The following is a 13,452-nucleotide window of genomic DNA, read 5'->3' as shown; positions in this document are numbered from 1 at the left end:
TTTTTCCCAATTGATTACAAAGCGCGATATTTGGCACGCAACCTTTGTCTGACCCATTCAGCAATCGAGTTCACACAAAAGGTGAACATGAGTAGCAATAGTGCCGCTAAAAAAAGCAACCGGTAATGGGAGTTTCCCACTTCCGACTCTGGTAACTCAACCGCAATCGTTGCCGATAAGGTGCGCATCCCTTCTAAAATATTCCAATCTAAAATGGGTGTATTACCCGTCGCCATAAGAACGATCATTGTTTCTCCGACGGCTCGCCCCAACCCCATCATGATCGCCGAGAATATGCCAGGACTTGCCGTTAACAACACGACTTTGGTTAATGTCTGCCAAGGTGTTGCGCCTAATGCTAATGACCCATCAGAAAGATGTTTAGGTACGGAAAAGATCGCATCTTCCGCAATAGTGAAAATGGTTGGAATGACGGCAAAGCCCATCGCAAAACCAACCACCAGCGCATTACGCTGATCAAAATCGATGCCGTTTTGCGCGAGATAAATCTGAATATCGCCATCAAATAGCCAAACTTCAATTTGGCTGCTATACGAAAAGATAACCACTGCACTAACGACTAATACGGGGATTAGTATCAATGCGTGCCACCCATTTGAAAAATTTCGCACCCATGCTCTCGGTAACAGGTGCCAACCTAGCCCAACGAGTAACATCACAATGGGTAAAAATAGCAGCAGCGCTCCGACCGCCGCGAGATGGCTTTCAATTAATGGTGCAAACCACAACCCCGCTAAAAAACCAATAATGACGGTTGGTAACGCTTCCATCAATTCAATCGACGGCTTCACCACTCGGCGCATTCTCGGTGACATAAAATAAGCCGTGTAAATCGCGCCAAACACCGCAATCGGTATTGCAAATAACATTGCGTATGCTGCGGCCTTAAGAGTGCCAAAGGCTATCGGTACTAGGCTAAACTTAGGCTCAAATTCATCGTTCGCTGACGTCGATTGCCACACATATTGAGGCTCTGGATAACTTTCGTACCACACTTTTTGCCACAATGATGAGAGTGATATTTCAGGATAATCATTATCCACTTTTGCCACGCTGATCTTCTGCTCGCTTAACGTAGCGAGATAAAGCTCATTATTGGACATGGCGGCCAATTGAGGGGCTTTGTTGTACATCCTCTCAAACAACACCAGTTTTTCACTGGTCGTATAGTGACTTTGGATTGTGCCATTAGGGTAGAAACTGTAAAAACCTTTGCGATAAGTATCCGGCAGTAACAGCGTCACCTGCGGCGCTAATTTAAACTTACGAATCTGAGTCAGTTGACGTTCTTCATTTTGCAGCACATCAAACCATTGTGACACTAAGCCGTTACGGTGAGTCACCAGTAGCGAATAAGCACCGGACAATAAGTTGATTTGTGTCACGGCTCGATCGGAATTACCTTGGCTTAAATCAACCACTTCTCGCACGAAATAACCTTGACGACTCTTAACGGCAACAACCAATTCGGACCCTGAGCGAAGATAAAGCGTTTTACCATCTGGCGTAAAAAGCAATTGGTCCAAAGAAGGAAATGAGCCTTGAAACACAAAGCGCTGAATTGGCTCAACGTTATCACTCGTTAAGGTTTGTACTATCACCTCATCATTATCGAGATAAGAAGCGAAGAAAAGTGCCTCATCAGTAACGGCGAAGGCAAACTGGCGTAACGTTTGCGTTTTATGAGTCAGCCGAAAGGTAGAGGGTAAACTGACGCGCTCAAGATAAGGAGAAAACTGGCGACCTTCCACGCTATGCAGATAACTGAATTTAGGGCGAGCAATAAAGACCTCTCCCGCCACATTGCTAGCGGCAAACCACCCATCCAGCGGGGGAGCTTGGCTAAAAAGATCAACGCGAATGGGGAGACTATCCGACCACAATGCGTGTTCCGTTTTGCCGTCCAAGGGCCAAAAGTTCATGCTGCCATCAAGGTCAACAACAAAGGCATTCTCGCCGTATTCATCTATGGCCAAAAATTGAGGATTGGAAGTGGTTATACTCACTTGCGCCACGTTCCTTTCAATTTTTGCGCTACCAAACAGAGGGAAAACAACCATCGCAAGATAGACAAAAATCAGCACTAAAGCGCCAAGTACACTCACGCCACCAAAACTCACTGCAAGGCGAACCAAACGGTCTTTTATCAACCGTTTTCTGTCACGTTCCTTCAATGAAAATTCACTTGGTGCCATTGCTCTCTCTACCCTTTTTCCTGTCTGCGTATAATATGTAATTTTCGTGACAAGTATATTACAACTCGCAATAAACGACTGAAAATAAAACAACTATACTCAACTTGCCTACTTGAAATAAAAATGTCACATAAAAGGCATAGTTTGCATAATCATCAATACCCGAATTGATTGCTGTGCAGAATCGCACAATCAGCACACAGAGGGTGAGTCAGTAAAAAACGTCAATTGAGTTAAAAGGTAACATGAATGAGTACGGACAAGTTGTATATCGACAAGGAATTGAGCTGGCTTTCGTTTAATGAACGCGTATTGCAAGAAGCCGCAGATAAAACCGTGCCTTTAATCGAGAGAATACGGTTTTTAGGTATTTTTTCTAACAATCTGGATGAGTTCTATAAAGTTCGCTTTTCCGATGTAAAACGGCAAATTTTGATCAACCGAGAACGTGGTGGTAACGATACTACCAAGCATTTGCTGACACGAATGCAAAGTAAGGCGTTCAAACTCAACCAAGATTTCGACAATCTCTATAATGAGCTTATTTTAGAAATGGCACGTCGCCGTATCTTCTTGGTTAATGAAACGCAGTTGGATGAGACTCAGAAAAAATGGATCACTAAGTATTTCCATAAAGAAGTGCGCCCGCATATTACACCGCTGCTCATGACTGACGACATTGATGTCATGCAATTTTTGAAAGATGAATACGCCTACATTGCCGTTGATCTCAAACACAATGACCGCAGCCAATATGCGCTGATTGAAATCCCGACAGACCACCTACCGCGCTTTGTCATGGTGCCGGAGCAAAAGGGCAAACGCCGCAAAACCATCATCTTATTGGACAACATCATTCGCCACTGCCTTGATGAGATTTTCCGCGGATTTTTTGACTATGAAGAGCTCACGGGTTACGCGATGAAAATGACACGTGATGCGGAATATGACTTGCGACGGGAAGTCGAATACAGTTTGTTAGAACAGATGTCAGAGGGGTTGAATCAACGCTTAAGTGCTATGCCCGTACGCTTTGTTTATGAACGAGAAATGCCGACAAAAATGCTTAAATTTTTGTGCGAAAAACTCAAAATATCGCACTATGATAGCCTTCTTCCTGGTGGTCGTTACCATAACTTTAAAGATTTTATTGGGTTCCCAAACGTGGGGCGTGACTATTTAGAAAACAAGCCGCTACCACCCATGCAATGTGCTGACTTTGAAGGTTTTGCCAATGCATTTGATGCGATTCGCGCTCAGGATATTCTACTTCACTATCCTTACCACTCATTTGAACACATTACCGAGTTGGTAAGACAAGCCTCGTTTGATCCCAAAGTGATCAGCATCAAAATCAATATTTATCGTGTTGCCAAAGATTCTCGCTTAATGAACTCGCTCGTCGATGCGGTACACAATGGCAAACGAGTGGTGGTAGTGGTTGAGTTACAAGCACGGTTTGATGAAGAAGCCAACATTGAATGGTCACGTATTTTAACCGAAGCGGGGGTCCAAGTAATTTTCGGTGCTCCCGGATTAAAAATTCACTCTAAATTGCTGCTCATTAGCCGCAAAGAACAGGATAATATCGTTCGCTACGCACACATAGGCACGGGCAACTTCCATGAAAAAACCGCCCGTATCTATACGGACTTTTCACTACTGACCGCCGACAATGAAATTGCTACCGAAGTACGAAACGTGTTTGGCTATATTGAAAACCCTTACCGACCAGTTAAATTTAGCCATCTCATTGTGTCGCCAAGAAACTCTCGTATTCAGCTTTATCGATTAATCGACAGTGAAATCGCCAATGTGAAACTTGGCAAAAAAGCCGCAATCACTTTAAAGTTAAATAACTTAGTGGATAAAGGGTTAATCAATAAACTGTATGGCGCAAGCAGCGCAGGCGTACAAATTAAGATGATCGTCCGGGGCATGTGTTCGCTGGTTCCGGGAATTGAGGGCGTGAGTGACAATATCAAAATCATCAGCATCGTTGATCGCTTTTTGGAACACCCTCGTGTCATTATTACGCACAATGATGGCAACCCGCTGGTGTATATCTCCTCTGCCGACTGGATGACGCGCAATATCGATCATCGTATCGAAGTAACGACACCAATTCGTGACCCACGTTTGAAACAGCGTATGATTGACATTATGAATTTACAATTTACCGATACAGTGAAAGCGCGCTGGATAGACAAAGAGATGAGCAATAATTATGTAGAACGTGGTAACCGTAAAAAAGTGCGTTCGCAATTTGCCATCTACGACTATCTTAAGAATGTAGAAAGACAGACCAGAAAGAGCAAAGAACCCTTACATGACAATCAACCCAACTAATACTATTCGCGATATTGCGGCCATCGATTTAGGCTCTAACAGCTTTCATATGGTGGTGGCCAAAGTCGTCGATCAAGATCTACAACTGGTGAGCCGCCATAAGCAACGTGTACGCTTGGCGGCTGGGTTAGATGAACAAAAAAATTTGGATGCCGATGCCATAGAGCGAGGACTTGAATGCTTAGCGATGTTTGCCGAGCGGTTGCAAGGTTTCGAACCTGAAAACGTGCGCATCGCGGCCACGCATACGCTGCGTCAAGCCAATAATGCTCATACATTCTTGCAACGAGCCAAACAGGTACTGCCTTTCCCTATTGAAATCATTCCCGGAGCTGAGGAAGCACGCTTAATTTATTTAGGCGTGGCACATACTCAACCTCAAGCAGCGTCTATGTTGGTGGTGGATATCGGTGGCGGCAGTACCGAGATGGTGATTGGCCAAGGGTTTGATCCAGACCTAATCAACAGCAAGCAAATGGGATGCGTCAGCTATACCGACCGTTACTTCGCTGATGGTAGGCTTTCAAGCAGAAACTTCGCTCATGCGATATTAGCCGCCGAGCAAAAAATCGAATCTATTGCGGCGAAATATCGCAAAAAAGGGTGGGAAGTCGCCTTCGGCTCGTCAGGAACCATCAAAGCCATTCACGAAGTACTGATTGGTTTGGGCTTTGATGATGGCATCATCACGCTTGAGCGAGTCAATAAACTCATTGAAAAACTCTGTGAATGGCAAAGTATTGATGAGATCGAACTCAGCGCATTGACTGACGATAGAAAACCCGTTTTTGCTGCGGGAGTTGCCATTTTAAGCGCGGTTTTAAAATCGCTGCGTGTGAAAGAGATGCATTTTTCTGATGGTGCATTACGAGAAGGTTTGCTTTATGAGATGGAAGATCGGTTCAAGTATTCCGATATCCGTTTACGTACCACTGAAAACCTCGCGATGAAGCATCTAGTCGACTTAGAGCATGCCGCTAAAGTCAAAGGCCATGCAAAAGAGTTTCTACAGAATGTGACCCCAGAGCTAGGATTGAAAAAAGGCAGCGAACTGTTTGATCTTTTGGAATGGGGAGCGTTATTGCATGAGGTGGGATTGAGCATCAACTTACAAGGCTTTCACCGACACTCTGCTTATATTCTGCGTCACACCAACATGCCCGGTTTTAACAGCGAACAGCAACAGGTACTGTCGACCTTAGCGCGCTTTCAACGCAAATCCCTCAAGCTGCAAGAAATGAATGATTTCACCTTGTTTAAGAAAAAGCACATTATTGGCCTCATCCGCGTGTTGCGTTTAGCGATTGTTGTCAATAGCCAACGTAATGATGATCCTCTTCCTGAGCTGACACTCAGCGCAAAAGATGATGAGTGGAAACTTGAATGTGAAGACGCCAATTGGTTAGAAAATAATAAATTATTACATGCGGATCTGATGTGCGAACAACAGTATTGGCGAAGTGTCGGTTGGCAGCTCAATGTTTAATTTGAATTGATTTTGATTAAAAATAGCGAGCGAACAGCTCGTTATTTTATGCCCACTTTGGCTAGTTCTTGCTGAGCAAACTCGGCACTGACAGGCACATAACCATCTTTCCCAACAATCGCTTGTCCTTGCTTAGAAAAAATGAAACGGATAAATTCTCGCTGCATGGGTGGCAGATCCTGATTAGGATGTTTATTCACATACACATACAAATAGCGAGATAACGGATAAGCACCTGATAGAATATTTTCATAACTTGCGGCAATAAACTGATCGCCTTGTTTGGCTATCGGAATCAATTTCACACCAGAAACCTGATAACCAACACCAGAATAACCGATAGTATTGATCGATGAAGCAACCGATTGTACAACCGATGCCGATCCCGGCTGCTCGTTTACTCCCTTTTTGAAATCGCCACCACACAGTGCATTTTGTTTGAAATAGCCATAAGTTCCCGACACCGAATTTCGGCCAAACAGTTGAATTCCTCGCTTAGCCCAATCCTCATCAACGCCCAATTGCGCCCAAGTATTGATCGGTTGTGTTGCACCGCAGCGCAACGTGGATGAGAAAATACTGTCTAATTGAGTAAAATTAAGCCCTTTGATTGAATTATCTCGATGTACAAAAATACCAATGGCATCTATCGCAACCCGCAATGCCGTCGGCTTATAACCATGAGCGCGTTCAAATGCTTCAATCTCACGACCACGCATCGGGCGACTCATTGGGCCAAATTGCGCCGTTCCTTCAGTTAAAGCAGGAGGCGCGGTGGAGGAACCTGAGGCTTGAACTTGAGCATTGATATTTGGGTAGATCGTCTTAAACTCTTCAACCCAGAGCGTCGTCATTCCTGCCAGAGTGTCTGACCCCACTGAAAGTAAACTACCTGCAACACCGTTAGTTTTTGAGTAATCCACGAGCGGCTGAGCGATCACGGCGTTCGTGGTAACCAGCAAGTAAAAATAGAGAAAGGCTGTAAATATGCGATGTATCATGACAGCACAACCAAACGTTTAGGCAAAATAAAAGAGAATTTGCTGCCAACACCCACTTCACTGTGAATCTGCAAATGCGTGTCATGATGTGACAATGCATGCTTAACAATCGCGAGCCCAAGCCCACTTCCTCCAGTATCTCGCGAACGTGCTTTATCGACACGATAAAAACGTTCCGTTAAACGATGTAAATGCTGTGGCTCAATCCCTTCCCCTTTATCCACCACGTCTAAACAAGCACCTTGCGCGTTTTGATACCAACGCACATTAATTTCCGCTCCCGGAGGCGTATATTTGACGGCGTTATAAACAAGGTTTGATATAGCACTGCGCAGTTGATCTTCATCGGCCAATACTTTAAGTCGCTTATCGACATCAAAATGCAGTCGGTGATGATGATCGCCACTTAAACTGATCGCTTCTTTTTCAAGTACTTCCAACATAGCCGGAACATCAACCACTTCATCCAGCTCATGCATAGGCGCCGCTTCAATTTTTGACAACGTCAGCAGTTGATTGACTAAACTGTTCATACGGTTTAACTGCTCAGTCATCACTCCATGTGCCTTAGGCCACATCGGCCCTACCAGCATGTCAGGGTCTTCTGTCATCTCAAGATACCCTTGCAACACCGTCATCGGCGTTCTCAGTTCATGAGAAACGTTAGCAAAGAAATTTCGGCGCATGCCTTCTAACTGTTTCAACTGAGTGACATCACGCACAACCATCAAATGCTCACCTTCTGTGTAAGGCACAATACGCAGCTCTAACATGCGCTCAACATTAAGTGGAGAGCGCATTTCAAGTGGTTCTGTGAAATCATCTTTTTGCAGATATTTGATAAAATCAGGGGCGCGCAATAAATTTGAGATAGGTTGACCTGCATCATCTGGCCAGCGAAAACCAAGCAGGTGTTGTGCAAGTCGGTTACACCAAACAATGTTCCCTTCGTCACGAAACACCACCACCGCATCGGGTAGCGACTCAGCCCCGTTACGAAAGCGGCGGATCAAATTGGTCAGTTCTTTGCGTTTTTTACGTTGGCGTTGCTGTAAACGATAAATCCCATTAAACAGGTATTCCCAATTTCCAGTCCCGGAAGGCGGCGTTAAACGTTTTTCATCCCACAACCAAGCCGACAAGCGCATTTGGTTATGCAAATGCCAAATCAGTTGCAACGCCGTAGCCGCTAGCAGCAGCCAAGCCATATGGCCAAAGATCCAGCCAACGATAATCCAAGGAGAGTAAAAAAAAGCCAGCTCCCAAGCCAGCCTTTTCCACGTTAAACGTTCAACCATTTCGTACCTTAATTAATCCTTTATGTTCTGGATGAAAAGCGATAACCGGCACCACGTACTGTTTGAATTAATTTATCGTGGCCAGCCTCTTCTAACGCTTTTCTCAGACGGCGTATATGAACATCGACCGTGCGGTCTTCAACATAAACGTTGGTACCCCACACATTGTTCAATAACTGCTCACGGCTATAGACGCGTTCTTGGTGCGTCATAAAGAAGTGTAGCATTTTGAATTCCGTCGGCCCCATCTCTAAGGCATTATCATTAGCCGTTACTCGATGAGAGACAGGATCTAACTTCAATCCTTGCACGTCGATCACATCTTCCAGTGCTGTCGGTGTGACGCGCCGGATAACCGCTTTCAAACGAGCAACCAACTCTTTAGGCGAAAAAGGTTTGGTTATGTAATCATCCGCACCCACTTCAAGGCCGCGAACTTTATCTTCTTCTTCACCACGGGCGGTTAACATCACAACAGGAATGTTGCGCGTTAATTCTTCACGCTTCATATGCTTAATAAAGTTGATACCACTCCCGCCGGGCAACATCCAATCTAATAACACAAGATCGGGAAAGGGTTCAGCCAGTTTACTCACCGCCGTGTCGTAATCTTCCGCTTCAACAGCTTGATAACCTTTTTGCTCAAGCACGAAACACAACATTTCGCGAATGGGTGCTTCGTCTTCAACAACCAGAATCCTTCTAGACATTTGAATAACCTTTCTATGTAATCAACGCTATGCATTATGGGAAACAATTATGACACTTTTGTGACCTTTGCAAACAATTTTTCATATAAGTTTCTTATCAAGTTCATGATTATATTTTGAAATTGATTTAAGACTTTAGCTTTCAAATCCCCTATCATGTTGCGTCTTCTAATTAAGTAAGAGAAAGAATATGTGGTTTAAAAACTGTATGGTTTATCGTGTTAATCGCGATGTAGAATTCAACGCCGATCAGCTCGAAAAACAACTGGCCGAATTTCGTTTTACGCCATGCGGCAGCCAAGATAAGCAAAAATTTGGTTGGGTTAACGCAATGGGTAAACACGGCGACATGATGACCCACGTTTCTGAAGACCGTATTCTGATCTGCGCGAAAAAAGAAGAAAAGATGTTACCGGCTTCGGTCATTAAAGATTCTTTGAATGCCAAAGTTGAAGCGATGGAAGTGGAAGAAGGGCGACCTCTCAAGAAAAAGGAGAAGGAAAGCCTCAAGGAAGATATTGTCATCGATCTCCTACCTAGAGCATTTAGCCGCAGCAATCTCACTTTTGTGCTTATTCTACCCAAACAAGGCTTCATTCTAGTCGATGCCGCAAGCTACAAAAAAGCTGAAGACGTTTTGGCGCTGCTACGCAAAACCATGGGTAGCCTACCCGTAGTACCTGCGATCCCAGAACAAGCGGTAGAAACAACACTTACTCAGTGGGTTAAAAGTGGCGAACTACCACCAGGGTTTAGCTTGTTGGATGAAGCTGAATTAAAGTCGTTATTAGAAGATGGCGCAGTGATCCGCTGTAAGAAACAAGAACTGACAAGCGATGAGATCTTAAGCCATATTGAAGCCAATAAAGTTGTCACTAAACTGGCATTGAACTGGCAAGATCGCCTGAGCTTTATTCTGGCTGAAGATTGTAGCATTAAGCGTTTGGCATTTAGCGATGAGCTCAAAGAACAAAATGAAGATATTCCACGAGAAGAGCAAGCGGCTCGCTTTGATGCCGATTTCTCATTAATGTGTGGTGAAATGTCGGCATTTTTGCCTAACTTATTTGACGTTCTCGGCGGCCTTCCTCACCCGAACGCTTAACAAAAGCATCATGCAAAAGCCCAATACCCTTAAAAGTGTTGGGCTTTTTTGTATCGCTTACGATCCCTACTATGCATAAGGTTATTTTTAACGTAAAATTTGCGCCCCTCCAATACCATCAGGTGGTATTGGCCTGACTTGAGATCAGATTAGAGAAAAACAATGAGCACACATACCCCTTTTGTCCCCGAGCTACTATCACCGGCGGGCAGTCTAAAAAACATGCGTTATGCGTTTGCTTACGGTGCAGATGCCGTTTATGCCGGCCAACCTCGTTATAGCCTTCGTGTACGCAACAACGAATTTAACCATGAAAACCTGCAAATCGGTATCGATGAAGCACATGCTTTGGGTAAAAAATTGTACGTGGTTTGTAATATTCAACCCCACAACTCAAAACTTAAGACATTCATCCGAGATCTAAAGCCTGTGGTTGAAATGGGACCTGATGCGCTTATTATGTCTGACCCTGGGCTTATCATGATGGTTCGTGAAGCATTTCCTGAAATGCCTATTCACCTTTCAGTTCAAGCCAATGCTGTTAACTGGGCAACAGTTAAGTTCTGGGCATCCCAAGGCGTTGAACGAGTGATTCTATCACGCGAACTTTCGTTGGAAGAAATTGAAGAAATTCGTGAGCAATGTCCAACGACCGAACTCGAAATTTTTGTTCATGGCGCATTATGCATGGCTTATTCAGGTCGCTGTCTATTGTCTGGCTACATTAATAAACGTGATCCAAACCAAGGAACATGCACCAATGCATGTCGTTGGGAATACAAAGTTGAATCAGCCAAAGAAGACGAAACAGGTCAAATTGTCGAGAAATTTGATCCAACAGCAGTTCAAACTATCGAGATACAAGAAGAGCGCCCTGATAATACACTTGGTTTAGGCAAACCGATTGATGATGTGGTTTTGCTTTCAGAAAGCCATCGTCCAGAAGAGAAGATGGCCGCTTTTGAAGATGAACATGGCACCTACATTATGAACTCAAAAGATCTACGAGCCGTACAGCATGTAGAACGATTGACGAAAATGGGCGTGCATTCATTAAAAATAGAAGGTCGTACTAAATCTTTCTATTATTGCGCTCGCACAGCTCAAGTGTATCGCAAAGCAATTGATGACGCAGTTTCAGGTAAACCATTTGATGAAAGCCTGATGGGCACTTTAGAAAGCCTTGCACACCGTGGCTATACCGAAGGTTTCTTGCGACGCCATACACACGATACTTATCAAAACTATGACTATGGCTATTCAGTCTCAGATTCACAGCAATTTGTTGGTGAATTTACGGGTAAACGTCGTGGTGAAATGGCTGAAGTTGAAGTTAAAAACAAGTTTATCTTAGGTGATAGTTTAGAGCTGATGACCCCAAAAGGGAATGTTGTCTTCAGACTTGAAGCAATGGAAAACCGCAAAGGTGAAACTGTTGATGACGCAAAAGGAAACGGTCACTTTGTTTATATCCCGGTTCCTGAAGAGTTGGATTTAAACTTTGCTCTGTTAATGCGTAACTTGAATGCTGGCCAAGATACTCGTAATCCCGTAGGCAAGTAGTTATGGCATTATTGATCACCAGTAAATGCATTAACTGTGATATGTGTGATCCGGAATGTCCAAATGGCGCGATCTCTATGGGCAACCGGATCTATGAAATTGATCCTAATCTATGTACTGAATGCAAAGGACATTACGACAAGCCCACCTGTCAATCCGTATGTCCGATAACAAACTGCATCATTACCGATCCAGAACACATAGAAACTGAACATCAACTACTTGAAAAATTCGTCGTTATTCAAGGTTTAGCCTAATCATTGTAAAAGAGCCCAATCGTTAAGATTGGGCTCTTTTTATCGGTATGCTAAGCCTTTACTGTTGAGATAGTTCAACATATGAGGTCGAGATTCTTGTGCTAATTTAGCCGTTACCTCTGTAGACCAAGCCGCTTGCTTAGTATTGGAAGAACGCGTCTGATAATAAGCCCTCATCGTCTCATCATATTGCTCTATTTCAACATAACTCAAAGCATGGTAGGTATTCTCATGAACAATTACCTCAGGAGATAAACGAGGTTTTAGTTGTGGATTCTGAGCCGGATACCCCAAACACATACCAAATAACACTGCGCAATATGGAGGAAGCTCTAATAACTCATCCACTTCTTTAGGTGAATTTCTTAATCCGCCAATATAAACACCACCCAATCCCATCGATTCTGCCGCCAATAAACAGTTTTGTGCCATGATCCCAGCGTCTACAGCGCCAATCAAAGTGAGTTCAATCAGCTCTGGTTTTACCTCAGGATTAATGGCGTAATGACGTTGGTAGTCAATGCAGAACACTAAAAACTCAGCAGCGCTTGCAACATAAGCTTGGTTGGCCGCCAGTATAGCCAACTGCTCGCGTTTATCTTTATCTGTAACACGAATGATTGAATTAACCTGTAATAGGCTCGATGATGATGCCGCAATACCAGCAGAAATAATTGTACTCAGCTGATCTGGAGTTATCTTCTGATCGGTAAAAGATCGGATAGAACGATGTGCAAGAATAGTTTCAATGACTGGATTCATCTTATATTTTTTCCCTACGAGGATATTGCCACTATCTTAGCAAGCATTACCTACTGACGCCGTAAAAATGCAAACTTAAAATTAGCACAGAAAAGATCGTTTTAATGCAGTATGGGGCGATACTTTTATTGAAGTTATTGAAGAACAGGAATGCTCTAAAAAATAATAAGGAGATGAAAAATAGCAAAAAGCCTCAGCATTTCTGCAGAGGCTTGATAGATGGCAGGGGTGGAGAGATTCGAACTCCCAACACGCGGATTTGGAATCCGCTGCTCTGCCAGTTGGAGCTACACCCCTAAAACTTTATCTTACTCATTGAAGAAAGCCTCAACGTGACTGCTGAGGCTCTTAATAAGTGGCGGAGCGGACGGGACTCGAACCCGCGACCCCCGGCGTGACAGGCCGGTATTCTAACCAACTGAACTACCGCTCCGCAGCGTGTCTGGTTAGACAATATTCAAAGCCTGGCGATGTCCTACTCTCACATGGGGAGACCCCACACTACCATCGGCGCTGTTGTGTTTCACTTCTGAGTTCGGCATGGAATCAGGTGGGTCCACAACGCTATGGTCGCCAAGCAAATTTCTTAATTCGGAAAGCTGTTTCGTTCTCATTCACACATTCAATGTTCTTCCATTGAGTCCACAAAACCCCTTCGGTGTTGTATGGTTAAGCCTCACGGGCAATTAGTATTGGTTAGCTCAA

The 13,452-nt window shown here is 44.0% G+C and carries 10 protein-coding genes, 2 tRNA genes and 1 rRNA gene; 5 read left to right on the top strand and 8 right to left on the bottom strand.

What is annotated here, in order from left to right:
• Positions 1–14 precede the first annotated feature (14 nt).
• The gene (locus AACT42_RS01915) at positions 15–2,216 is read right to left on the bottom strand and encodes an ABC transporter permease subunit (RefSeq protein WP_094132127.1); all 2,202 of its coding nucleotides are present in this window, start codon (positions 2,214–2,216) and stop codon (positions 15–17) included.
• Between the two features lie 249 nt (positions 2,217–2,465).
• Here AACT42_RS01915 and ppk1 point away from each other — a divergent pair, with 249 nt between their 5' ends.
• The gene (ppk1, locus tag AACT42_RS01910) at positions 2,466–4,565 is read left to right on the top strand and encodes a polyphosphate kinase 1 (protein WP_013857518.1); all 2,100 of its coding nucleotides are present in this window, start codon (positions 2,466–2,468) and stop codon (positions 4,563–4,565) included.
• Positions 4,546–6,051 (top strand): exopolyphosphatase, encoded by a 1,506-nt coding sequence (ppx, locus tag AACT42_RS01905; protein WP_017046241.1) that lies wholly within the window; start codon positions 4,546–4,548, stop codon positions 6,049–6,051. Before ppk1 ends, ppx begins: the two co-directional genes overlap by 20 nt.
• Positions 6,052–6,092: 41 nt before the next feature.
• On the opposite strand, the gene AACT42_RS01900 is transcribed toward ppx, so the two are convergent.
• From AACT42_RS01900 to phoB, 3 genes are read right to left on the bottom strand one after another with little or no spacing between them, the layout of a single operon-like run.
• Positions 6,093–7,052 carry a PstS family phosphate ABC transporter substrate-binding protein gene (locus AACT42_RS01900; protein ID WP_094132126.1) on the bottom strand — a complete coding sequence of 320 codons (960 nt, stop codon included), beginning with the start codon at positions 7,050–7,052 and terminating at the stop codon, positions 6,093–6,095.
• On the bottom strand, positions 7,049–8,350 hold the full coding sequence (phoR, locus tag AACT42_RS01895; protein WP_013857521.1) for a phosphate regulon sensor histidine kinase PhoR: 1,302 nt from the start codon (positions 8,348–8,350) through the stop codon (positions 7,049–7,051). The genes AACT42_RS01900 and phoR overlap by 4 nt, the downstream gene beginning before the upstream one ends.
• Before the next feature lie 20 nt (positions 8,351–8,370).
• Positions 8,371–9,060 carry a phosphate regulon transcriptional regulator PhoB gene (phoB, locus tag AACT42_RS01890; protein ID WP_013857522.1) on the bottom strand — a complete coding sequence of 230 codons (690 nt, stop codon included), beginning with the start codon at positions 9,058–9,060 and terminating at the stop codon, positions 8,371–8,373.
• A gap of 190 nt (positions 9,061–9,250) precedes the next feature.
• On the opposite strand from phoB, the gene rdgC reads away from it, so the two are divergent.
• The 3 genes from rdgC to AACT42_RS01875 all read left to right on the top strand — a co-directional run bounded on the left by rdgC (position 9,251) and on the right by AACT42_RS01875 (position 11,985).
• Positions 9,251–10,165, top strand: a complete 915-nt coding sequence (gene rdgC, locus AACT42_RS01885) for a recombination-associated protein RdgC (RefSeq protein ID WP_010320437.1) — start codon at positions 9,251–9,253, stop codon at positions 10,163–10,165.
• Between the two features lie 162 nt (positions 10,166–10,327).
• Entirely contained in the window at positions 10,328–11,728 is a 1,401-nt protein-coding gene (gene trhP, locus AACT42_RS01880; protein WP_094132125.1) for a prephenate-dependent tRNA uridine(34) hydroxylase TrhP, read from the top strand.
• Positions 11,729–11,730: 2 nt separating this feature from the next.
• Positions 11,731–11,985: a YfhL family 4Fe-4S dicluster ferredoxin gene (locus tag AACT42_RS01875; RefSeq protein ID WP_013857525.1), complete on the top strand. Its 255-nt coding sequence runs from the start codon at positions 11,731–11,733 to the stop codon at positions 11,983–11,985.
• A 39-nt stretch (positions 11,986–12,024) separates the two neighbouring features.
• Here the strand turns inward: AACT42_RS01875 and nfsA are convergent, their stop codons facing one another.
• From nfsA to rrf, 4 genes are all read right to left on the bottom strand, one after another.
• Positions 12,025–12,747, bottom strand: a complete 723-nt coding sequence (nfsA, locus tag AACT42_RS01870; RefSeq protein ID WP_094132124.1) for an oxygen-insensitive NADPH nitroreductase — start codon at positions 12,745–12,747, stop codon at positions 12,025–12,027.
• Positions 12,748–12,967: 220 nt separating this feature from the next.
• Positions 12,968–13,044 (bottom strand) — tRNA-Trp (locus AACT42_RS01865).
• Positions 13,045–13,103: 59 nt separating this feature from the next.
• Positions 13,104–13,180, bottom strand: a tRNA-Asp gene (locus tag AACT42_RS01860).
• A 29-nt stretch (positions 13,181–13,209) separates the two neighbouring features.
• Positions 13,210–13,325: ribosomal RNA gene (gene rrf / locus AACT42_RS01855) — 5S ribosomal RNA — on the bottom strand.
• Between the last annotated feature and the right edge of the window lie 127 nt (positions 13,326–13,452).

Source organism: Vibrio sp. V15_P4S5T153 (genome assembly GCF_963874485.1).
Taxonomy (GTDB): domain Bacteria; phylum Pseudomonadota; class Gammaproteobacteria; order Enterobacterales; family Vibrionaceae; genus Vibrio; species Vibrio anguillarum.
Note: the sequence above shows the minus strand (reverse complement) of the source record. Positions and strands in the feature narration are given on the sequence as shown.

Coding starts and splice junctions, on each gene's coding strand:
- AACT42_RS01915 (WP_094132127.1), bottom strand. CDS start 2,216: ATGGCACCAAGTGAATTTTCATTGAAGGAACGTGACAGAAAACGGTTG.
- ppk1 (WP_013857518.1), top strand. CDS start 2,466: ATGAGTACGGACAAGTTGTATATCGACAAGGAATTGAGCTGGCTTTCG.
- ppx (WP_017046241.1), top strand. CDS start 4,546: ATGACAATCAACCCAACTAATACTATTCGCGATATTGCGGCCATCGAT.
- AACT42_RS01900 (WP_094132126.1), bottom strand. CDS start 7,052: ATGATACATCGCATATTTACAGCCTTTCTCTATTTTTACTTGCTGGTT.
- phoR (WP_013857521.1), bottom strand. CDS start 8,350: ATGGTTGAACGTTTAACGTGGAAAAGGCTGGCTTGGGAGCTGGCTTTT.
- phoB (WP_013857522.1), bottom strand. CDS start 9,060: ATGTCTAGAAGGATTCTGGTTGTTGAAGACGAAGCACCCATTCGCGAA.
- rdgC (WP_010320437.1), top strand. CDS start 9,251: ATGTGGTTTAAAAACTGTATGGTTTATCGTGTTAATCGCGATGTAGAA.
- trhP (WP_094132125.1), top strand. CDS start 10,328: ATGAGCACACATACCCCTTTTGTCCCCGAGCTACTATCACCGGCGGGC.
- AACT42_RS01875 (WP_013857525.1), top strand. CDS start 11,731: ATGGCATTATTGATCACCAGTAAATGCATTAACTGTGATATGTGTGAT.
- nfsA (WP_094132124.1), bottom strand. CDS start 12,747: ATGAATCCAGTCATTGAAACTATTCTTGCACATCGTTCTATCCGATCT.